The sequence below is a fragment of the Nonomuraea cavernae genome, from assembly GCF_014646355.1.
In the GTDB taxonomy this organism is placed as follows: domain Bacteria; phylum Actinomycetota; class Actinomycetes; order Streptosporangiales; family Streptosporangiaceae; genus Nonomuraea; species Nonomuraea cavernae.
Map to the genome: position 1 here is coordinate 16,891 of NZ_BMNH01000022.1, position 21,826 is coordinate 38,716.

20 protein-coding genes are annotated in these 21,826 nt (G+C 72.1%); 8 read left to right on the forward strand and 12 right to left on the reverse strand.

All coding sequences use genetic code 11. From position 1 onward, the window contains the following. From IEY82_RS27925 to IEY82_RS27940, 4 genes are read left to right on the forward strand one after another with little or no spacing between them, the layout of a single operon-like run. Positions 1-771 (forward strand): thioesterase family protein, encoded by a 771-nt coding sequence (locus tag IEY82_RS27925; RefSeq protein ID WP_189127216.1) that lies wholly within the window; start codon positions 1-3, stop codon positions 769-771. Positions 772-792: 21 nt separating this feature from the next. After that, complete coding sequence (locus IEY82_RS27930; RefSeq protein WP_189127217.1) at positions 793-1,548, forward strand: LamB/YcsF family protein; 756 nt, start codon at positions 793-795, stop codon at positions 1,546-1,548. Between the two features lie 28 nt (positions 1,549-1,576). Then, entirely contained in the window at positions 1,577-2,200 is a 624-nt protein-coding gene (locus tag IEY82_RS27935) for a 5-oxoprolinase subunit B family protein (RefSeq protein WP_189127218.1), read from the forward strand. After that, a complete protein-coding gene (locus tag IEY82_RS27940; RefSeq protein ID WP_189127219.1) occupies positions 2,197-3,054 on the forward strand; it encodes a 5-oxoprolinase subunit C family protein in 858 nt (285 codons plus the stop codon). Before IEY82_RS27935 ends, IEY82_RS27940 begins: the two co-directional genes overlap by 4 nt. Here IEY82_RS27940 and IEY82_RS27945 read toward each other — a convergent pair. The 9 genes from IEY82_RS27945 to IEY82_RS27985 all read right to left on the reverse strand — a co-directional run bounded on the left by IEY82_RS27945 (position 3,032) and on the right by IEY82_RS27985 (position 15,853). After that, positions 3,032-3,862, reverse strand: coding sequence for a PhzF family phenazine biosynthesis protein (locus IEY82_RS27945; protein WP_189127220.1), 831 nt, complete (start codon positions 3,860-3,862; stop codon positions 3,032-3,034). The genes IEY82_RS27940 and IEY82_RS27945 overlap by 23 nt on opposite strands. Positions 3,863-3,921: 59 nt before the next feature. After that, on the reverse strand, positions 3,922-5,031 hold the full coding sequence (locus IEY82_RS27950) for a winged helix DNA-binding domain-containing protein (protein WP_225263928.1): 1,110 nt from the start codon (positions 5,029-5,031) through the stop codon (positions 3,922-3,924). A gap of 51 nt (positions 5,032-5,082) precedes the next feature. Beyond that, positions 5,083-6,783 (reverse strand): ABC transporter family substrate-binding protein, encoded by a 1,701-nt coding sequence (locus tag IEY82_RS27955; protein ID WP_189127221.1) that lies wholly within the window; start codon positions 6,781-6,783, stop codon positions 5,083-5,085. A gap of 17 nt (positions 6,784-6,800) precedes the next feature. Beyond that, positions 6,801-8,807, reverse strand: coding sequence for a dipeptide ABC transporter ATP-binding protein (locus tag IEY82_RS27960; protein WP_189127222.1), 2,007 nt, complete (start codon positions 8,805-8,807; stop codon positions 6,801-6,803). Then, positions 8,804-9,712, reverse strand: a complete 909-nt coding sequence (locus tag IEY82_RS27965; protein ID WP_189127223.1) for an ABC transporter permease — start codon at positions 9,710-9,712, stop codon at positions 8,804-8,806. Before IEY82_RS27965 ends, IEY82_RS27960 begins: the two co-directional genes overlap by 4 nt. Beyond that, a complete protein-coding gene (locus IEY82_RS27970) occupies positions 9,709-10,695 on the reverse strand; it encodes an ABC transporter permease (protein WP_189127224.1) in 987 nt (328 codons plus the stop codon). The genes IEY82_RS27965 and IEY82_RS27970 overlap by 4 nt, the downstream gene beginning before the upstream one ends. 75 nt (positions 10,696-10,770) lie before the next feature. Beyond that, positions 10,771-13,119, reverse strand: coding sequence for an AAA family ATPase (locus IEY82_RS27975; protein ID WP_189127225.1), 2,349 nt, complete (start codon positions 13,117-13,119; stop codon positions 10,771-10,773). Between the two features lie 64 nt (positions 13,120-13,183). Next, positions 13,184-14,077, reverse strand: a complete 894-nt coding sequence (locus tag IEY82_RS27980; protein ID WP_189127226.1) for a haloalkane dehalogenase — start codon at positions 14,075-14,077, stop codon at positions 13,184-13,186. 15 nt (positions 14,078-14,092) lie between these two features. Next, entirely contained in the window at positions 14,093-15,853 is a 1,761-nt protein-coding gene (locus IEY82_RS27985) for a tetratricopeptide repeat protein (RefSeq protein ID WP_189127227.1), read from the reverse strand. A gap of 258 nt (positions 15,854-16,111) precedes the next feature. Between IEY82_RS27985 and IEY82_RS27990 the strand changes: the two genes are divergently transcribed. Together IEY82_RS27990 and IEY82_RS27995 are read left to right on the forward strand one after the other, a co-directional pair. Continuing rightward, positions 16,112-17,641 (forward strand): MFS transporter, encoded by a 1,530-nt coding sequence (locus IEY82_RS27990; protein ID WP_189127228.1) that lies wholly within the window; start codon positions 16,112-16,114, stop codon positions 17,639-17,641. 35 nt (positions 17,642-17,676) lie between these two features. Further along, positions 17,677-18,465 carry a DoxX family protein gene (locus IEY82_RS27995; protein WP_189127229.1) on the forward strand — a complete coding sequence of 263 codons (789 nt, stop codon included), beginning with the start codon at positions 17,677-17,679 and terminating at the stop codon, positions 18,463-18,465. Positions 18,466-18,728: 263 nt separating this feature from the next. On the opposite strand, the gene IEY82_RS28000 is transcribed toward IEY82_RS27995, so the two are convergent. The 3 genes from IEY82_RS28000 to IEY82_RS28010 form a co-directional block, all read right to left on the reverse strand. Next, positions 18,729-19,505, reverse strand: coding sequence for a methyltransferase domain-containing protein (locus tag IEY82_RS28000; protein ID WP_189127230.1), 777 nt, complete (start codon positions 19,503-19,505; stop codon positions 18,729-18,731). Between the two features lie 156 nt (positions 19,506-19,661). Next, complete coding sequence (locus IEY82_RS28005; protein WP_189127231.1) at positions 19,662-20,183, reverse strand: FAD-dependent oxidoreductase; 522 nt, start codon at positions 20,181-20,183, stop codon at positions 19,662-19,664. An 88-nt stretch (positions 20,184-20,271) separates the two neighbouring features. After that, positions 20,272-20,523, reverse strand: coding sequence for a metallothionein (locus IEY82_RS28010; protein WP_189127232.1), 252 nt, complete (start codon positions 20,521-20,523; stop codon positions 20,272-20,274). 260 nt (positions 20,524-20,783) lie between these two features. Between IEY82_RS28010 and IEY82_RS28015 the strand changes: the two genes are divergently transcribed. Both IEY82_RS28015 and IEY82_RS28020 read left to right on the forward strand, forming a co-directional pair. Next, complete coding sequence (locus IEY82_RS28015; RefSeq protein ID WP_189127233.1) at positions 20,784-21,227, forward strand: carboxymuconolactone decarboxylase family protein; 444 nt, start codon at positions 20,784-20,786, stop codon at positions 21,225-21,227. A gap of 422 nt (positions 21,228-21,649) precedes the next feature. After that, on the forward strand, positions 21,650-21,820 hold the full coding sequence (locus IEY82_RS28020) for a hypothetical protein (protein ID WP_189127307.1): 171 nt from the start codon (positions 21,650-21,652) through the stop codon (positions 21,818-21,820). The last annotated feature ends 6 nt before the right edge of the window (positions 21,821-21,826 follow it).

Here is a 21,826-nt window from a genome sequence, read left to right on the forward strand (position 1 = left end):
ATGTCGATGTACACCCGGCTGGCGACCGGCCGCTACCTCGCCTCGGAGCACACCCAGGGGCCGTGGGATCCCGCCACGCAGCACATGGGCCCCGTCACCGCCCTGATCATCCACGAGCTCACCCAGACCGCCCCGAGGGCGGGCCTGGAGCTGTCGCGCCTGGTCGTGGACGTCTTCGGCCCGGTGCCGGTGGGCGAGCTGGAGTTGCGCACCGACGTGATCCGCGACGGCAAACGCGTGCAGTGCCTGACCGCGAGCGTCTGGTCCGGCGACCGCGAGCACTGCCGCGCCACCGCCTGGCGCATCCGGGAGTCCGGCACGCCCGCGACGCCGGTGGCCGCCCCGCCCGCGCCCGTCCCGCCGCGCTCCGAGGCCGACCGGAGCTCGTGGCTGGGCTCGGGATTCGGCTACGGCAGGGCGCTGGACTGGCGGTTCGTCACCGGCGGGCCGATGGTCACCGGACCCGCCACGGTCTGGGGCCGCGTCCTGGTGCCGCTGGTCGAGGGTGAGGAGATCTCCCCGCTGGAGCGGCTGGCGCTGTTCGCCGACAGCGGCAACGGCATCAGCCATGCGCTCGACTTCCAGACCCACCTGTTCGTGAACGTCGACCTGACGATCTCCCTCTTCCGCGCCCCCGCCGGGGAGTGGATCTGCATGGACGCCACCACCGTCATCGGTCCGGCGGGCCGCGGCCTGACCCGCTCCACGCTGTACGACGAGAGCGGCGAGGTCGGCACGGCGACTCAGACACTCTTCGTCGCGCCGAGGTGACCGTGCCGTCATGATGGATCCATGGTGATCGACCTCAACGCCGACCTGGGTGAAGGCTTCGGCATCTGGGAGCTCGGCGACGACCTCGCGCTGCTCGACATCGTCACAAGCGCCAACGTGGCCTGCGGCTTCCACGCCGGCGACCCGGTGACGATCAGGCGCACGTGCGCGGCGGCCGTCGACCGGGGCGTGTCGATCGGGGCCCAGGTGTCCTACCGCGACCTGGCCCACTTCGGGCGCAGGGAGATGGACCTGGAGCCGGAGGAGCTCTGCGCCGAGGTGCTCTACCAACTGGCCGCCGTCGACGGCATCGCCCGGGCGATGGGCGGCCGGGTCTCGTACGTCAAGCCGCACGGCGCGCTCTACAACCGGGTCTGCCGCGACGAGGGGCAGGCGGCGGCGCTCGTCGACGCGGTGGTCGACTACGACCCGTCCCTGCCGGTGCTCACGCTGCCCGGCTCGGCCGTGCACAGCGCGGCGGCGGCCGAGGGCGTGCCCACGATCGCCGAGGCGTTCGCCGACCGCGCCTACACCTCCGCCGGAGCCCTGGTGTCACGCCGGGAGCCGGGGGCGCTCGTCCACGATCCGGCCGCGGTGTCGGCCCGCGCGGTGCGGATGGCCGTGGAGGGCTCGGTGACCTCGATCGAGGGCACCCCGGTGCCGGTCTCGGCCCGCTCCATCTGCGTCCACGGCGACACGCCCGGCGCCGTACGGCTGGCGCAGGCCGTACGAGACGGGTTGCTCGAGGCGGGTGTGGTTCTGCAGGCGTTCGCGTGACCGTCGCGCCGGGACGCGGGGTGGCGGTGTGATCCGGACGGCCGGGGAGCACGCGCTGCTCGTGGAGACGGGGGCGCTGGAGGTGTCGCACCGGCTCGACGCCGTCCTGCGCGCCCGCGGTCTCGAAGGGGTGGTGGAGATCGTGCCCGGGCCGGAGACCGTGCTGGTCGTGGCCCCCGGAGCGGACCAGCCCCGGTTGCGGGCCCGGCTGGGTGAGCTGCTCGCCGAGGCGCGCGAGCCTGCGCCTGGCACGCCCTCGCGACCGGCGCCGAAGGACGTGGTGACGATTCCCGTCGTCTACGACGGCGCGGATCTCGATTCCGTGGCGGCGTTGGCGGGGCTGTCCGTGGCGGAGGTGATCGCCCGGCACACCGGGCGGGAGCTGGTGGTCGGGTGGCTGGGGTTCGCTCCTGGGTTCGCCTATCTGACCGGGCTGGATCCGGCGCTCCACCTGCCGCGGCTGGACACTCCGCGCACCTCGGTGCCCGCCGGGTCGGTGGCCGTCGCCGGGCCCTACTCCGCCGTCTACCCCAGCGCCTCGCCGGGCGGTTGGCGGCTGCTCGGCCGCACCTCGGTGCGGGTGTGGGACACCGGCGCCGACCCTCCGTCGCCGTTCCGGCCGGGGACCCGCGTGCGATTCGAGCCCGCATGATCGAGGTGCTCGCGCCCGGCCCGTACGCGACCGTCCAGGACCTGGGCCGCCGCGGCTACGCCCACCTGGGGGTGCCCGGTTCGGGCGCGGCCGACGCCGGCAGTCTGCGGCTGGCCAACCGCCTGGTCGGCAACCCCGAGGAGGCGGCCGGGATCGAGCTGACCTATGGCGGGGCCCGGCTGGTGTTCCGCTCGGGCGCGTGGGTCGCCGTCACGGGCGCGCCCTGCCCCCTGACGAGCCGCGGCGCCGCGTCCGGCATGCGGGTTCCGTTCTGGGTTCCGGCGGGGGGCGAGGTACGGTTCGGCGCGCCGCCTCGGGGGCTGCGTACCTATCTGGCCGTGCGGGGCGGCATCGCGGTCGAGCCGGTGCTCGGCAGCCGGTCCACCGACTCGCTGTCGGGGCTCGGGCCGGAGCCGCTGCGGGCGGGGACGGTGCTGCCGGTGGGCGCCGTCGGCGCGGCGGAGCCGATCTCCGTCGACCTGGCTCCGGCGCGCTCCCCGGGCCCGGCGGTGCTGCGGGTGCTGCCGGGGCCGCGCGACGACTGGTTCGCCCCGGGCGCGCTCGCCGACCTGTGCGCGCGGCCGTACGAGGTGAGCCAGGACAGCAACCGCGTGGGGGTACGGCTGCGCGGCCGGGAGCTGGCGCGGGCCAGGGAGGGCGAGCTGCCCAGCGAGGGCATGGTCACCGGAGCCGTCCAGGTGCCGCCGAGCGGGCAGCCGATCGTGTTCCTGGCCGACCATCCGCCGACGGGCGGCTATCCCGTGATCGGCGTGGTCGCGACGGCCGACCTCTCGATCGCGGCCCAGCTGTGCCCGGGCGACGAGGTGCGCTTCACAACTCGACCTGCCCGCTGACGCAGGTGACGGTGGAGCCACCGACCCAGACGGTCTGTCCGGCGTCGGCCGAGACGTGCACCCTGCCCGCCCGGCCGAGCACGGTGCCCTGACCGGCCACGTAGGGGGCGGTGGCCCGGCCGGTGCGCAGCAGCCACTGGGCGACGGAGGCGTTGAGGCTGCCGGTGACCGGATCCTCCACCGTGCCGCCCTCGGACGGACAGAACGCCCGCAGCTCGAAGGCGAGCGGCGATCCGGGCGGGTAGGGCCCCACGACGCCGAGGTCGAGGTCGACGCGGCCGGGGCGCAGCGCGAGGACCGCGTCGGCGTCGCGGAGCAGCACGGCCGCCCAGCCTGGGCCGTTGGCGGCCCATTCGGCGTCGACGATCTCGTCGCGGCCGATGCCCAGCAGCTCGGCGATGTGCTGGACCTGCGGCTCGTCGATCGGCCCCGACCGTCGCAGCGGCGGCGCGGCGAACGCGAGCCCGTCGTCGGTCCTGCGCACCCGCACCAGCCCGGCGCCGCACTCCTGCACGATCACGGCGTCGTCCTTGGGAGTGCCGCCGGACTCCAGCCAGGCATGGCAGGTGCCGAGTGTGGGATGACCGGCGAACGGCAGCTCGGACAAGGGGGTGAAGATCCGGACCCGGTAGTCGGCTTCCGGCACGGTCGGCGGCAGCACGAAGGTGGTCTCGGCCAGGTTGGTCCAGTGGGCGAAGCGCTGCATGCGCTCGGTGGTCAGGCCGTCTCCGTCGAGGACGACCGCGAGGGGGTTGCCGAAGTAGGGCGTGGCGGTGAAGACGTCGACTTGCGAAAAGGGGCGCGACATACGGCAAGCTTCGCAGAACTCCACCGCCTGCCGGGAGCTCCCGGTGCCCGGCCCCGCTGTCACGGCTCGTCGGCCACGGTGGCGAGGAGGGACTCGATCCGCGAGACGGCCCGGCCCAGGGCCCCCTCGGGCACCGGCGCGAAGAGGTCGAGGCCGATCTGCCCGCCCTTGCGCTCCCAGACGCCGGTCACCCTGCCCTCGTGGATCACCACAGGAGAGATCCACCCGGCCTGACGGCTGACCTTGGCCTTGACGGCCGCCGGGATGAGCGGCTCCAGGTCGCGAGGGGCCGCCAGGATGAACTGGTCGAACCCCGGCAGCAGGTGCGTCTCGCTGGACGGCCGGGTGGCGGCGAGGTCGTCGAGATGCTCGGTCAGGACGAGCAACCGGCGGCCGTCATCGGCCTCGACCTCGGTCAGCTCGGGCCCGAGGTCGCGGAACCAGGCCCTGAGCACGGCCTTCCTGGCGATGCCCCCGAAGAGCCACTTGTCGAACATCTCGGGCGTAGCCGGGCCGTGGGCGCCGAGGAAGGCACGGGCCAGACGCACGCCGGCCTCCTCCTGCGGCGGGAGCACCGGCGGCCAGCCCGGCAGCCAGTGGCGGGGCGCGGTGAACGTCACCCTGCCGTCGCGCGGCGGGCCGTAGCAGAGCTCGCCGAGGCGGCTGAGCGGCTTGAGCAGGGCGCCCCAGCCGGAGGTGAGCGCCTGCCTCAGGTGGGCGTCACCGGTGACGTCGACGACGGCGTCGACCAGCTCGTCGCGGGTCAGCGCCCGCTCTCCCAGCGCCTGGGGCACGGCCTCGATGACGGCCTCGATCTCGGCCGCGGTGACGCCGTGCCCGCGCTGCCAGGAGCCTTTCTCCCAGAACCGCAGCGTGGCGAGGGCCGCGCAGCAGCCGGCCAGCTCGTCGGACGGCAGGAGGTGCAGGGTGCCGCGCATGATCCAGGTCTTGACCAGGCTCCGGTCGGCCCACAACGCCCGGTCGACGGCGCCGGGGCCGGGCGTGGCGCTCCTGAGAGCCACGGCCAGCTGGGCCGAGGAGGCGACCTGGGTCTGGACACCGCACAGCCTGCGGACGACCGAGACCGCGTCGGGGCCGCCGGAGCCGCTCACGAACTGTCTCCGCAGCCGCCAGGAAAGGATCTGCGGCCAGGTCAGCTGAAGGGTCACCCGTCACTTCTATCGGACCCCGCCGACAGACCCCGCCGACAGATCGGGGCCTCAGGCGGTGAAGCCGATGTCCTGGTAGCGGAGGTCGTAGAAGCCGCGCGCGCCCACGTTGGCCAGCGACTGCCTGACCGCCACGAACTGCGGCCGCTGGTAGAGGGGCAGCACGTTGACCTCCTGCCAGATCAGCTTGTCGGCGGCGTTGGCGTCGGCCCGCGCCTGCGCGGGGTCGAGGTTCTGGCTCGCCTTGTTCATCGCCTGGTCGATGGCCGCGGAGCCGGTGCGGCCAAAATTGGCGTTCCAGGTCTTGCCGTCGGGTGAGTTCGCGTAGACGCCGTAGCTGCTCGACACGGGGAAGGGTGTCCCGATGTACGCGAAGGGCGTGATGTCGAAGTTGCCAGGGATCACGTACTTGGTGAAGAAGTCGTCGCTGGGCACCGCCTGGATGGACACCTTGACCCCGATCTGGCCGAGCATGCTCTGCGCCAGCTCGCCCTCGGACTTGCTGGTCTGTACGCCCGACGGCACCACGAACCGCAGGGCGAGGGGCTTGCCGTTCTTGGTCCGCACCTGGCCGGTGAGCTTCCAGCCCGCCTCGTCCAGCATCCGCTTGGCCCGCTCGGGGTTGTAGACGCCCAGGTCGCCGGCGTTGTCCTGGTAGCCCTCCTGGGTGTTCATGAAGAAGTGGTTGTTGAGCGGGGTGATCGGCCAGTCGAGGCCCGCCAGGTCGGACTGGGCGATGGCGTCGCGGTTGATGCCCAGCTGGATCGCCTGGCGGACGCGTACGTCCCTGAGCGGCTCGCTGGAGCCGTTGAAGGTGAAGTGGCGGAAGTCGGGGCCGGCCGCCTGCCGCACCTGGGCTCCCCTGGTGGACCTGGCGCGGGCGTAGTCGGGCGCCGACGGGCCGACGTCGGTGATGTCGAGCTCACCGTTGCCGAACGCGCCCATCAGGGAGTCCTGCTCCGAGGCACGGTAGATGATCTGGTCGAGTTTGGCCCGTTCGCCCCACCACTTGTCGTCGCGGACCAGCGTGATGGTCTTGGCCGTCTGGTCGAAGCCCTTGAAGGCGAACGGCCCGGCCGTCACCGGGATCTTGTTCAGCCAGGACTCGTTGAACGCCTCGGGCGTCCGGTTGGTGGCGGCGGGCAGCAGCGGCCCGAACAGCGACTGCCAGTCGCCGAACGGCCGGGCGAAGGTGACGATCACCGTGTAGTCGTCCTTGCCCCGCTCGACCCGTTCGATGTCCTGGTAGCCGGTCGCGGAGACGATGTGGAAGGCGGCGTCGCGACCGTTGAGCGCCTGCCACTGCGCCTGGTAGTCGGCCCAGGTGATGGGCTTGCCGTCGGACCATCTGGCCTTGGGGTTGAGCGTGTAGGTGACGACCTGCTTGGGCTCGCTGCCGGTGACCTCGGCCTTCAGCACGTAGTCGGGGTTGGGGGTGATCTCCGCCTTCTCGTTGGAGAGGAACGGCGTGGGCAGCAGCGCGTTGCTGATCAGGGCGGCCACCGCGAGGTTGCCGTCGACGTGGTTGCGGTTCCACTGGGCGGGGAACTCGTTGATGCCCCAGCGCAACGTGCCGCCCTCCTTGATCCGGTCGCGCGGCTGCGGATTGATGTCGTACGCCTTGAGCGTCCGCGCGTCACCTCCGCCGGCCGGCCCGCCGGAACCGCCCGCGCCGCCCGGGCCGCCTCCACAGCCCGTCAGCGACAGCGAACCGGCGACGGCCAGAGCGACGGCCAGACGTGATGCGTTCATCAAGGAATCCTCCTGGTCTAGACGACTTCGAGCTTCTCGGCGTAGTGGCAGGCCGCACCCTGGTCGACGCCGAGCGGCCGGATCTCGGGCTCGACGTCGACGCACAGGACCCGCTGCTCGCCGGTCAGCTCCGCCCGGAACTTGGGGCACCGGGTGCGGAACCGGCAGCCCGACGGCGGGTCGGCCGGGCTGGGCAGGTCGCCTTCGAGCAGGATCCGGCGGCGCGAGCGCTCGCGGGCGGGGTCGGGCAGCGGGATCGCCGACAGCAGCGCCTGCGTGTAGGGGTGCATCGGTGTGCCGTAGACCGCGTCCACGTCGCCGATCTCGGCGATCCTGCCGAGGTACATCACGGCCACCCGGTCGGCGATGTGACGGACCACGGCCAGGTCGTGCGCCACGAACAGGTAGGACAGACCGAGCCGGGCCCGCAGCGAGCCGAGCAGGTTGATCACCCCGGCCTGGATCGACACGTCGAGCGCCGAGACCGGCTCGTCGAGCACCAGCAGCCTGGGCTCCAGGGCGAGGGCGCGGGCGATGCCGATGCGCTGACGCTGCCCGCCCGAGAAGTCCTGCGGGTAGCGGGCGGCGTGGGAGGGATCGAGCCCGACCAGCGCGAGCAGCTCGCCGATCCGGCGGCCCGGGTCGCCCTTGGCGTGCGTGCGCAGCGGCTCGGCGAGCAGGTCGTAGACGGTCATGCGGGGGTCGAGCGAGGCCAGCGGGTCCTGGAAGACGACCTGCATGTCACGCCGGATCGCCATCCGCTCGGCCGCGCCCAGCCGGGCGGTGTCGTGACCGAGCACGACGATGCGGCCCCGCTGCGGTCTGGTCAGCTCCAGGATCTCCAGCAGGGTGGTGGTCTTGCCGCAGCCCGACTCGCCGACCAGCCCGAGCGTCTCGCCCTCGCGGATGTCGAAGCTGATGCCGGCCACCGCGTGGACCGTGCCGACGCGCCGCTTGAACACCGAGCCCCGCATCAGCGGGAACTCCTTGACCAGGTCGTCCACCCGCAGCACCGGCCCGCCGCGCGGTGGCCTCGGGGCGGGCGGCGGGTGCTCACCGAGGGTGGCGGGACGGACGTCCTCCCACCGGATGCACGCCGCCCGGTGGCCCTCGTCCACGTCGAACAGCGGTGGCTCACCGTGGACGCAGGCCTCGATCCGCATCGGGCAGCGCGGCGCGAACGGGCACCCCGGCGGCAGCGCCACGGGGGACGGAGGGGTGCCCTCGATCGGCACCAGCGGGCGGCCGCCCTGGTCGATCCGCGGGATCGAGCCGAGCAGCCCCGCGGTGTAGGGCATCCGCATCCGGTAGTAGATGTCGTCGACATCGCCCGCCTCGACGACCCGGCCCGCGTACATGACGAGCACCCGGTCGGCGAAGCCGGCCACCACCCCGAGATCGTGCGTGATCATCACGATCGCGGCGCCCGTCTCCCGCTGCGCCTTCTTCAGCACCTCCAGCACCTGCGCCTGGATGGTGACGTCGAGCGCGGTCGTGGGCTCGTCACAGATGATCACGTCGGGATCGTTGGCGATGGCCATCGCGATCATCGCCCGCTGCCGCATGCCGCCGGAGAACTCGTGCGGGAACGCCAGCGCCCGCTGTCCGGCGTTGGGGATGCCGACCAGGTCGAGCAGGTCGACGGCCCTGACCATGGCCTGCTCGCGGCTGACCGGCTGGTGCACCCGGATGGCCTCGGCGACCTGGTCGCCCACCCGGTAGACGGGGGTCAGCGCGGACAGCGGGTCCTGGAAGACCATGGACATGGTCCTGCCGCGCAGGGCGGTCAGGTCGCGCTCGCGGGCGCCGATCAGCTCCCTGCCGTGCAGCCGCACCGACCCGGTGACGGTGGCGCCGGGCGGCAGCAGGCCCATGATCGCGGCCGAGGTGACGGACTTGCCGGAGCCGGACTCCCCCACGATGCCGAGCACCTCGCCCCGGCGTACGGCGAAGCTCACTCCGCGTACGGCGGGCACCGGGCCGAAGGAGACGCCGAGGCCGGCGACTTCGAGGACCGGGGTCATCGCGGCCTCGTGGAGGTGGGGTCGAAGGCGTCGCGCAGGGAGTCGCCGATGAGGTTGACCGCCAGCACGGTGATCACCAGCAGCCCCGCGACGAACCAGAACGTCCACGGCGCGTAGACGGCGGTCCGGGAGCCGTCGGCGATGAGCGTGCCGAAGGAGACGTCGGGCGGCTGGATGCCGAAGCCGAAGTAGGACAGCGAGGTCTCGGTGAGGATGGCGGCGCTGACGTTGAGGGTGGCGTCGACGATCAGCAGGGACGACAGGTTGGGGATCACGTGCCGGAAGATGATCGTGACCGGCGGGACGCCCATGAACCGGGCCGCCTGGATGAACTCGCGCCGCTTCAGCGAGATGGTCATCCCCCTGACGATCTTGGACGTGACCATCCAGAGGAACAACGCCAGCATGATCACGAACAGCACCCACTTCCCGGCCCCGAACAGCGGCGACATGATCGCCAGGATGAGGAACGCGGGCAGCACGAGCAGCAGGTCGACGCCCCAGGACAGCACCCGGTCGGGCCAGCCCGGAAAGTAGCCGGCGAAGGCGCCGACCACGGCGGCCAGCGCGGTGGAGACCAGGGCGGCGAGCAGGCCGACGATGAGCGACTTCTGCATGCCGCGCAGCGTGACCGCGTAGACGTCGGCGCCCGTCTGCAGGGTGCCGAACCAGTGGCCGGCCGACGGCGGCTGCAGGAACGCGGTGAAGTCCTTGTCGGTGTAGGACCACGGGCTGAGCATCGGCCCGGCGAACGCCAGCAGGAACATCAGCACGAGTACGGCGAAGCCGACCCGCCCCTGCCGGGACCCGAAGAACCTCCTGGCGACGATCCGGACCCGGGACGGCGCCCTGGACTCGCGGGCCCCGATCAGCTCCTCGCCCAGCTCCTCCTCGGAGAGGGTCATCCCGCCCTCACCCGTGGGTCCAGGGCGGCGTGCAGGAGGTCGGCGGCCAGGGAGGCGCAGAGCACGGCGATCGCGGCGAGCAGGGAGATGGCGGCCACGGTGTTGACGTCGTTGGTGAAGATGGAGTTGATCAGCTGCTCGCCCAGGCCGTGCCAGCCGAAGATCTTCTCGGTGAAGGTGGCCCCGATCAGCAGGGTGCCGAAGGTGAACGCGAAGTAGGTCGCCACGGGGATCAGCGCGGTGCGCAGCGCGTGCCTGATGAGCGCCTGGCGCCTGCTCAGCCCCTTGGCCATGGCGGTGCGGACGTAGTCGGCGCCGAGCACGTCGAGCATCATGTTGCGCTGGTAGCGGCTGAAGACCGCGATCAGCCCGAGCGACAGCGAGACCGTGGGCAGGATCAGGTGCTGGGCCCGGTCGAGCACGCTCCCCCAGAACCCGGTGTCGAGCCCGGCGCTGTATTCGCCGCTGACCAGGAACACCTGCCGGCCGAAGACGTTCTCGTTGGCCCAGGTGCCGAACAGGATCAGCGTGTTGGCCAGCACGACGACGGGCACCGCCAGCACCACGAAGGACAGGCCGGCCGACAGCCGGTCGAACCATCCGTACTGCCTGACCGCGGCGTAGGCGCCGAGCAGCACCCCCGCGAGGCTGCCGCAGGCCAGCCCGAGCAGGACCAGCCGGGCCGTGACACCGGCGCGGCGGCCGAGGTCGTCGTTGACCGGCGTGCCCGTGACGCTCTTGCCGAAGTCGCCGTGCAGCACCCCGGCGGCCCAGGTGGCGTAACGCTGGATCAGCGGGGTGCGGTCGTTGAGGTTGAGCGCGGTGAGCTGGGCGTCGACCACGGCCGGCGGCGGCTTGGGGGTGCGGTCGGCGTAGTTGGAGCGCGGGTCGAGAGCGCTGGCCGCCAGCAGGTAGGCGAGGCTGGAGGCGACGACGACGAGCACCAGGTAGTTGAGCAGCCTGCGGGCCAGGAACCCGGCCATCGACCCCCCTCCCGCGCACGGTGCGTAGTCATATTGCTACACCATGACACGGGGACGGCGCACGGAAGCGTCGGGTCAGCGCCCGGAAAGTTCGTCGATCGCGGTGCGGACGTCGTCGCTGGTGATCGTGGTCAGCTCGGCGGAGGTGGTGGCGCCGCCCTTGCCGGCCAGGGCCGCCAGCCGCACGTCACGGCGCATGGCCGCGCGCTCGAACAGCGACCGGGCGAACCGGCCGTTGCCCAGCCCGTCGATCAGCCGCTCGTCGCAGACCCAGGCGAACACCTCGTCCAGGTCGCGCAGCGCGTCGTCGTCGAACCGGTCGCCCGACTTGTCGGCGAGCAGCACCGCGATCTCCGACAGCTCGGCCGGCGAGTAGCTGGGGAAGGCCACCCGCTGGTTGAACCGGCTGGCCAGCCCGGGGTTGGTGGACAGGAACGCGTCCATCTCGCTCTGGTAGCCGGCCAGCACGATGACGAGCCGGTCACGGTCGTCCTCGGCCCGCTTGAGCAGCGTCTGCACGGCCTCGGCGCCGAAGGCGTCGCCGCCGGAGTAGCCGGGGTTGGTCAGGCTGTAGGCCTCGTCGACGAACAGCACCCCGCCGAGCGCCCGGTCGACCAGCTCGTTGGTCTTGATCGCCGTCGCGCCGAGGTGCTGGCCGACCAGGTCGGCCCGCTGCGCCTCCACCACGTCGGGCCGGGCCAGCAGGCCGAGCGCCGCGAAGACCCGGCCGAGAACCCTGGCCACGGTGGTCTTGCCGGTGCCGGGCGGCCCGACGAACACGAAATGACGCATCTGCGGCGGTGTGGGCAGCCCGCGCTCCTGCCGCATCCGCGCCACCTGCAGCTGCGCGGCGATGGCGTGCACCTGACGCTTGACCGGCGCCAGGCCGGCCATCCGGTCGAGGTCGGCCAGCGCCTCCTCCAGCGTGGGCGTGGCCTCGTAGCCGCGGAAGCGCGCGGTGAGCTCGTTGAACGCCTTGGTCACGTCGGGCGTGGTGGTGGTCACCAGGTCCTCGGTGGTCGGCGTGCCGCCCGCGCCCACCACCCGCACGTCGCGGGCCTGCGCGGCGGCCTCGACCAGGCTGCGGACGAACCTGGCGTTGCCCAGCTCGTCGACCAGCCCGCGCCGCTGCACGTCCTCGAACAGGCCGAGCAGCGCCGTCCTGGCCTCGCCCGACATCGTGTCACCCCGCTGCCGCTGGAGCAGCACGGTGATCTCGGCCAGCTCGCCGGGCGAGTAGCTGGGAAAGCGCACCCGGGTGGCGAACCTGCTGGCCAGGCCCGGGTTGGAGCTGAGGAAGGAGGTCATCTCCTGCTCGTAGCCGGCCAGGATGATGATCAGCCGTTCGCGGTCGTCCTCGGCCCGTTTGAGCAGCGTCTGCACGGCCTCGGCGCCGAACCGGTCAGGCTGGCCGTCGGACGAGATGACCAGGCCGTAGGCCTCGTCGATGAACAGCACCCCGCCGAGCGCCCGGTCGACCAGCTCGTTGGTCTTGATCGCCGTCGCGCCGAGGAACTCGCCCACCAGGTCGGCCCGCTGCGCCTCCACCACGTCGGGCGTCTCCAGCAGGCCGAACGCGTAGAAGATCTTCGCGACCGTACGGGCCACGCTGGTCTTGCCGGTGCCGGGCGGGCCGACGAAGACGAAGTGCCGGGTGGGCGGGCCGGCCGTGTAGCCCGCCTCGGCGCGCAGCCGTGACGCCTCGATGGACGCCGCTATCGAACGCACCTGCTCCTTGACCGGGGCCAGGCCGATCATGCTCTCCAGCTCGCTGAGCGCCTCCTCGACCGAGATGCTGGGCGGCTGGGGCGACCTGTCGGCGGGCGCCCCCGGCATGCCCTCGCGCACCCGGATGCGCAGCTGCTCCTGCTCCTGGCCGGTCAGCTCGGCCCGGGCCCGGCGGGCGAGCAGGAACCGGTAGAGCAGGGCCGCGGCCGCCACGCCGTACGCCACCCAGACCGCGATCGTCTCGGAGACCAGGGACAGGGCGGCGGCGAGCAGACCGGCCGGCAGAAGGGCGAGCAGGGCCGTCAGCCATGGCGTCACCCACCGGATCAGGTGGGCGGCGGCGGCGACCGGCAGCGCCAGCAGGGCGAGCAGCAGCGCCGAGCCCGCCGGGAAGAGCAGCCCCGACATGCCGATGGTCAGCACGACCCAGGCGCCCACCACGAGGGTGGTCGCGGCGGCCCTCGGGAAGCGCAGGGTGAGCGCGACGAAGGCGAGCGCCACCAGCGCGACGACGAAGGTCTGGGGCAGGTCCCAGCTGAGGGCCGCGCCGAGCCCGACCGCGCCGATCAGCGCGGAGACGTACATCACCCGCCTGACGGCCGGTGGAAGGCGGAAATAGCGCAGCCTCACCCGCTCGAACAGATCCCGGGCCGCGGCCCGCCCCGCGGCCTGGGCCGCCCTGTCGGACTCACGCATCACGCCTCCCCGGTCCGCCCCTGGTTATATCGCACCGGACCAACGATTGGGCGGACCTGACACGCTAGGTGACACTGACGAACGCGGCTACGTGGCGGCCGAGTTCGGCGCCCGCGTCCTCCTGGAGGAAGTGGCCCGCGCCGGCGATCACCGGGTGCTCGCGCCCGGCCGCGCCCGCCATCGTCCGCTTCATGATCGGGGCCATGCCGCCCGTGATCGGGTCCGAGTCGGAGAAGGCCACCAGGAAAGGGCGGTCGAGGGTGGTGAGCACCTGCCATCCCGCGCGGTTGGCGGCCGCCGCCGGATCGTCCGGGCTGATCGGCACGAGGCCGGGCAGAGCCTTGGGCCCCGCCTTGTACGACTCGTCGGGGAACGGCGCGTCGTAGGCCGCGAGCACCTCGGGTGAGAGCCTGGTCCTGCAGCCCGACTGCACGAACCTGGCGATGTCCAGGGCGGGCGAGTCGACCACCGTGTCCTTGAACCGGTGCCACACCTCCGGCATGGGGATGTCACCGGTCGGCAGGCCCGTGTTCGCGGCGACGATCCTGGCGATGCGCTCCGGGTGCTCGGCGGCGATCCTGAGCCCGATCAGGCCGCCCCAGTCCTGGCCCACCATGGTGACGCCGGTCAGCTTCAGGGCGTCGAACAGCAGCGCCCGCGTCCACTCCACCTGCCGGGCGTAGGTGTGCTCGCCCACCTCGGCCGGCTTGTCGGAGCGGCCGAACCCGACCAGGTCGACCGCGATGGCGCGCAGCCCGGCCGCCGCCAGCTCCGGCATGACGTGCCGGTAGAGGAACGACCAGCTCGGTTCGCCGTGCAGCAGGACCACGGGCTCGCCATCGGACGGCCCGTCCTCCACCCAGGCCATGCGCAGCCCGTCGACCTCGGCGTATCGCGGCTCGTAGGGGAAGTCGGGCAGATCGGCGAAACGTTCGTCGGGAGTGCGGAGGATTCGCATAGAACATGACTCTAGCTAGCGGCGCTGATGCCGCCCAGGGAACTCACCCATGAGCACCTGCTTGGGCGTGACACGCAGCAGGTCGCCGTCGGCCAGCGCGATGCCGCGCACCTCCACCCAGAACCGGCGTTGCAGCGGGTCCGCCGCGAACACCGCCACCCGTGGGTCGGTCTCGATCGCCTCCCATGCCTCGGTCTCGGCGATCAGCCTGAGCTCGCCGGACGGCCCGACCGTCGCCACCGCGCCGACCACCCGGGGTCCCAGGGAGTCGCCATAGGTCAGCACGACGTTCCTGGCGTACGCGAACGCCTGGCGTATCTCGGAGGTCAGCTCCACGGACGGTTCGGCGCCGACGGGCAGATCGCACATGATCAGGGACGCGCGCCAGGGGCCGGGCGCGCCCCGCCACCACGCGCGCACGGCTCGCAGCGCGAACACGATCGCCACCGCGCCCAGCGCGCCCAGGCCCGCCCGCCAGCTCCACGCGGAGCCCAGCGTCCCGCCCGCCGCGCAGGCCGCCGCCGCGAGCGCGACCAGGGCCGTCGCCGCCGCCAGCCACTTGTCCTCCCGATATCCGGCCCGGCGGTAGGAACCGACCAGCGGGTACGGCACCGCCACGGCGAGCAGCGCCGCCCGCGGCTCCACGGCCAGCGCGCCGAGCACCAGCGGCACCAGCACCGACCAGGTGCGACCGAGCACGATCCACAGCGCCACCCCGGCGTTCCGCCTGGCCGTCCGCTCGCCCGCGGCGCGGATGAACTCTGTCAGGGCCTGGACCGGCCGGCCGCGCCAGGTCTCGGCCAGCGCGCGCAGGGCGGCGAGCATCGGCCAGCCCAGCACGGCGATGGCCGCCAGCCCGGCCCATACCGGGTCGAACGACGACGGCACCCCCGGCACCGTGGCCAGGCCCAGCCAGGCGGCGAACGCGACCACGGACACCGCCGCCGACACCACGGCGGTGCCCAGCCAGGGGTCACGGCCGAGCATGCCCGGCACGTACGGCCAGACCCTGATCCGGCGGGCCTGCCCGAGCGTGAGCGGGACCAGCAGCACCAGCACCGCGAACCCGGCCAGTTTGGCCTCGGTTCCACGGTCGAACCCGAGGGCGGCCACCGCGACCGTGAGCGTGGCCAGCGCCACCAGGAGGCGGGCCTGACGCGACCACACCTCCAGCGCGCGTCTGGCCCGGCCCGTCTCGCGCGGCTCGATCGGCCAGGCGGGATCGTGATGGGCGCGGGGGCGGTCCCAGCGCAGCAGGGTGAGGCCCAGGTTGACGCGGGCCTGCGGGTGTCCGGGGTCGAGGTCGAGTGCGGCCCGGTAGGCGGCCGCGGCGCGGGAGTGCTCGGCGCGCAGCAGGGCCAGATCGCCGTCCAGGACGTACGGGCCGGGCCGCTCGGGGGCGAAGCGGCGGGCCAGGGCCACCTGGTCGAGGGCCTCGTCCCAGTGGCCCGGCAGCCGGCGCAGAACCGCCGCCAGCCGTACCCGGGCCGGCCAGGAGCCGAGGGCCAGGCGCACCGCCTCCCGGGCGGGCGGGAGCGCGTCGGCGTCGCGGCCGAGTCGTTCGAAGGCGAGGCTGCTCAGGCGGTGGGCCCATTCGCTGAACGGGTCGAGATCGGCCGCCCGGTGGGCGGCGGTCAGGGCGTCTTCGGGGCGTCCCGCGTCGAGGCGGGTGACGGCCTCGCGGCACCAGTCACGCGAGGATCCGCCGAAGTTGTCGTCGCCTTTGTCGTCGTCGCTGTGGTCAGGGCGGTACTGATCGCCTGGGCCGGTACCCACTCTGTCCATGATCGGCTGGTCAGCGAAGGTTGGATAGGTGCCGACATATGGCTGTATCTCTCTAGAGAGGTGCCGGTGGGCCGCTCGATGCGTCCATACCGCTATACCAAGGGCATGGCATGGCTTAAGCTGCCACGCAGGCCGGAGCGGAGGAGCTCGGGAGGAGGGAGCCGGTCGCCCGCCCACGAGTTCCGACGCGGGCCGTGACCACCAGCACGTGCGGGCCCGTAGTGACCGGATCGGCCTGCGAGGAGGCCCATGACCGTCACACAGGCCGCGCCCGTCGCACGGCGCGCGGTTCAGCGACAGCACGACAATCGCTGGTCCATCCTCCTGGTCCTCTGTCTGAGCCTGCTCCTGATCACGGTCGACGCCACCGTGCTGCACATCGCGGTGCCCGCGCTGACCGCGGCGCTGGAGCCGTCGGCGGTGCAGCTGCTCTGGATCATCGACGTCTACTCGCTGGTCGTGGCGCCGTTGCTGATCATGTTCGGCGCCCTCGGTGACCGTTACGGGCGTAAGCGGCTGGTGCTGGCGGGGTTCGTGCTGTTCGGCGTCGCCTCGGCCGCCGCCGCCTTCTCCCCCACGCCGCTGGCGCTGATCGTGTTCAGGGCGCTGCTCGGCGTCGGCGGCGCGATGATCATGCCGGCCACGCTCTCCCTGATCCGCCAGGTCTTCACCGACCGGCGCGAGCGGGCCATCGCGCTGGGCGTCTGGAGCGCGGTCGCCGCCGCCGGCGCCGCGATCGGGCCGCTGGTCGGCGGGCTGCTCGTGGGCATCTGGTGGGGCGCCGTCTTCCTGGTCAACGTGCCCATCCTGCTCGTGCTGCTGCCCGTCGCCGCCCGGCTGCTGCCCGAGTCACGCAAGCGGGCCGACCGGCCGTGGGACGGCCTGAGCGCGGCGCTGTCGGTGTTCGGCATCCTGGCGCTGGCGTTCGGGCTCAAGGAGGCCGGGTCGGGCAGCCTGATGCCGTTCGGCGCCGCCTTCTCGATCTTCCTGGGCGGCGTGGCGCTGCTCGTGTGGTTCGTCCGGCGGCAGACCCGGCTGGCCTCGCCGCTGCTGGAGGTCCGCCTGTTCCGCGACCGAGAGTTCAGCACCGGCGTGACCGGGGTGCTGCTGGGTGTGTTCGCCCTGGTGGGGCTGCAGCTGATGCTGGCGCAGTATCTCCAGCTCGTGCTCGGCGACAGCCCCGTGCGCGCCGCGCTCAGGATGCTGCCGCTGGTCGTCTCGGCCGTCGTCGGCGGCCTGGCCGCCGCCCACTTCCTGCCCAGGATCGGCCTGCGGGCCACCATGAGCGGCGGGCTCGGGCTCGTCGCGGTCGCGCTGACCCCGACGCTGACCTGGGGCGTCGAGGGCCATCCGGTGATGCTCGCGGTCTGCTTCGTGGGCATCGGCTTCGGCGTGCAGGTCTCCCTCCTTGCCGCCTCCGACACGATCATGTCCGCGGTGCCCGAGTCCCACGCGGGAGGCGCGGCCGCCATCGAGGAGACCGCCTACGAGCTGGGCGCCGGCCTGGGCGTCGCGGTGCTCGGCACCATCACCACCATCGCGTACGCGCCCGCGCTCACCGCCGTGCCCGGCGTGCCCGCCGGTGGCATGGACCAGGCCAGGCAGTCACTCGCCGGAGCCGCCCACGTGGCGCACGAGATCGGTGGCAGCGCGGGCGACGCGCTGCTCCACACCGCCCGATGGGCCTTCGTCAACGCCCTGCACACGACCGTCGTCGTGAGCGTCGTCCTCCTCAGCCTGACCGCCATCGCCGTGGCCATGCTGCTCCGCCGTGATTGAGGTGTGTGATGTCCCGATTAGGGCAGGCATCAACCGTGAGACAAGCCCTCCGTGATCTTGCCGCGTTAGTCGCCCGCATAGGTGTGGGCGGCATCTTCTTCGCCAACGGCTGGAACAAGCTGGAAATCGGCCTGAAGGCCACCGGAGAGGAGTTCGCGCGACAAGGAGCGCCCGCGCCGGGCGCCTGGGCCACCGTGACCATGCTCACCGAGCTGATCGGCGGCGCCCTGCTGATCGCCGGGCTGGCCGTGTCGGTCGTCGGACTGACCCTGTTCGCCGAGGCGCTGGCGGTGTTCCTGATCGCTCCGCCACTCAATCCGATCACGCTGAACGAGATCATCCTGCTGGGCGCGGCCGCGCTGCTGCTCGCCGTGGTGGGCGCCGGGCGGATCTCGGTCGACCACATGGTGGTGATCCGGCGCAGGGAGTCGGCCGCGGCCAGCGAGTTCGCCGCCGATTCGGAGGCCGACCAGGTCATCGCCTCGCTCCGCGAGCCGGATGGCCCCCCGCCCCCGACGGCGACCAAGCCGGCACGACCGCCGGGTGGCACCTCGTCCGGGAGCAAACCGACCGGGAGCAGGCCGTCCGGTGGCAAGGCGTCCACCGTCTCGTCGAAGCCCGACGCCGCCGACGGCACCACCGCCGAGACCGCCAAGACCGAGGGCGCCAAGCTGGAGGACACGGCGCCGCATCCCCGGCCGCGCCGTACGGGTGACGCCGCACCGTCCGAGGAGCCCACCGCCTCGGCGTCGCCGGGCGACACGCTGGTGGCGGGCCGCAAGAAGCCACCGGCCCGCGGTCGCCGCACCCCCGCCGACGACTGACCCCCGGCTTTCTGAGCCATCCCCCGGTCGCTCTCCACCGTCCGGGGGATCGTGGCGGCCGCTTCCCTGGACTACGGACCGAACCAGGAACTCGCCGTCAGCGCCTGGCCAGAAGCTCACCACGGACGACTTCGTCCGCGTCGCCTGGGCCTCACCGGCTTTCGCGTGACCCCGGCCGTCGCGGCTGGACCGCGCGCGTGCGCCGGCTCACGCACCGGACCACACTCACCACGGCCGGCAGAAGCAGTCGGACAAATCCCCCATCACCCGCGAATCTCAGCCGCCACCAGGAACAACAGAGCCGAGGCCAGGAACGGCCGAGAGCCGGCGTCCTCGATCCACCTTTCGGCATCGGAATCGAGATAGCCGGCGTCGATGGCCCGGCCCACATTGCGACGCAGCCCGAACATGTGATCAGCCGTCGTGAAGTCGCGAAACACCGGCGCCACCGTCACCACAGTCCGGACCACGAGGCCCGCCTCCTCGCACAGCCGGGCCAGGCCGCGGCCGATGGTCGCGTTGCGGATCATCTCGGCGACCATGAATCGGCTCAGTCCCCGGCTCATGGCCGGCTGAGGGGAGTCGATCAACAGTCCCTCCCAGTCGGGTTCGGCCATGACGATCCGCCCTCCGGGACGAGCCACCCGGCGAAACTCCGCCAGCACCCGCGCCGGATCGGCCACATGCTGGAGCACGCGGTCGGTACGAGCTCGATCGACGGTGTCCTCCTCCAGCGGCAGCGCATGGACATCACCGGAGCGAATCTCGATCAGGGGCTGTCCCACGGAACGGGCACGAGCCTCCGCGATCATCACCGGATCCCGGTCGACTCCGATGACCCGACCGGCCGGCGCGACGGCGGTCGCCATCGCCGCCAGGTCGGTCCCCGGACCGCAGCCGAGATCGAGCGCGGTCTGGCCTGGCTGGAGATCGAGCAGTTCGAGCACCTGCCGCTTGTAGCCCCGGCCTACCGCGCTCGCGGCCACCTGGTCGAGATAGGCGATCGGGTCAGGCCGAGACAGTGAGTCGCTGTTGATCATGCATATAGCCAAGCAGACGCAGATGCGGCTCCCGAGCAGAAAATGTCGAGATCTCGTGCACCCCGCGCACCCAGCGGTCGCGGGCGACGGTGATGGGCGCACGGCCCTCACCCGTACCGGCACGACAGGCCCGGTGTGACGGGTGCCCGGCCCGGGTCAGAGTTCGAAGCGGGCGACGCGCCGGAGTTTGTTCATCGCGTCCAGGGCCGCCACCTTGTACGACTCGGCCCGCGCCGGCCGGGTCCCCGTCGCCACAATGATCTTGTCCGCTGTGACCTTGACCCCGCGCCCCGCCTCGTCGACCACGTCCAGCGTGTGCGCGTCGACGAACCGGGCCGACCCCATGAGCACCGTCACATGGTTACGGGCCAGTTGGGAGCGGATCACGTCGATCTCACGGCCGATCACGTGCTGGGTCCGGATCCCCAGATCACCCACCGTGATCTCGTCCTTGACCCGGTAGCTCTGGCCGTACATCTCGCGCTGGTTGAGGCCCGTCAGGTAGAGGACGGCCTCGCGCAGGGTCTTGGAGGGGATGGTGCCCGTGTTGATGCACACGCCGCCGATCATGTTGCGGCGCTCGACGACGGCGACCCGCTTCTCCAGCTTGGCCGCCGCTATGGCCGCCTTCTGTCCGCCGGGCCCGGAACCTATGACAACCACCTCGAAGTCGGCCACGTCCTCCAGTCTGGGCACTGCGCACGATCAGGAGAAGCCCTCCGTGCCCATCGCTTCGGTGCGGCGGGCGGATCCGGACGAGGAGTCTCTAGGCGGACGTCCCCGCCATGACCCGGTCGACGATCCCGGCGCTGCCCTCCTGGCGGGCGCAGTGGGCGCCGCAGTACCAGTGATCGCCGGACTGGGCGCCGTGGCCGATGACCCGGGTGCCGCAGTGCTCGCAGATCGGCGCCATGGTCTGGATGGCACACTGGAAGGAGTCGAAGACGTGCACCGCTCCCTGGGCGTGCACTTCGAAGGACATGTCGTAGTCGTTGCCACATGCCTCGCAGATGGCCATGATGATCCCCTTTGTCCGGTCGCTTCGCCGACCAGATACCCGGTTTCCGGGTGCGCTTTCCTCAAGGGACCTCAAGGGACGTCCATAATCGGGCCGGGTTCGCCCGATCCGACGCGACCGGCCGGCCAGTGGTCGCCGAGCCGCCACAGGTCTCCGTCGATCAATGCCATGACCGGCCGGCTTCGACGCACGGACAAAGTGTCACATTCACCGGTCCCATCCCGTCTTGTCCCTGTAACCACGACACGATGGAGGTAGTCATGTCCCAGCGGATCAACGTGGCCGAGCTGGCGCCCGAGGCGTACCGGTCGTTCGTCGACGTCGAGGGCTTCCTGCTGCGCAGCGGTCTCCCGCACAGCACGATCGAGCTGGTCAAGCTGCGCGTCAGCCAGATCAACGGCTGCGGCTTCTGCGTCGACATGCACAGCCGTGACCTGAAGAAGGCCGGTGAGAGCGACGAGCGGCTCTGGTCGGTGGCCGCCTGGCGGGAGGCGCCCTACTACACCCCGGCCGAGCGGGCGGCGCTCGCGCTGGCCGAGGAGGCCACCCGGCTGGCCGACCGCGAGGCCGTGCCCGACGAGGTCTGGCGGCAGGCGGCCGAGCACTACGACGAGACGGGGCTCGCGACGCTGGTCGTGGCGATCGCCATGATCAACGCCTGGAACCGGATCGGCGTCGCCACCCGCCTCGCGCCCGCCGGCTGAGCCGGGCCGGGCCGTAACGGGCGCGCGCCCGTTACGGCCCGGGGAGCGCGGGTCGTGATTCGGACGGCTCCCGGGCGGGAACGGCTGATGATTCGGGACGGCACCGGACGCGTACGGCGAGACCGTAGAAATGCGTGGAGCCGCGTCCCGGACCCGGACTAGGTTGGGCTGCAAGCACTCACCAACTCCCCGGCAACCGGCGGGGCGCACAGTGAGCCCAGGCCGAGACACCGAGAGGGGGCAGACCATGAGACGCGTGAGGATCGTCAAGCCGACGGCGAAGCGGCGTCCGGACCGCGACACGGGCCTGGACCTGCGGTCCCCATCGGGCCGACGGCTTCCCTACTGAATCACTCCTTACACAGAACTTACCCGGGTATCTGTAGATAACATAGGTAACAAGAACATCACGGGGGGCTCACATGAAGAGGCTCGTGGCAGTGCCGCCACACGTGTCCAGGCACAAGGTCCGCGACATCCGCACCGACGACCGCCACAAGCCGGTTCCCCCCGATCCCAAGATCGTTGACCTGCGCGCCTACAGCAGCCGCAACGTGATCCGCTTCCCCGACGGCCCGCCTCCCGCGGCCTGACCTCCG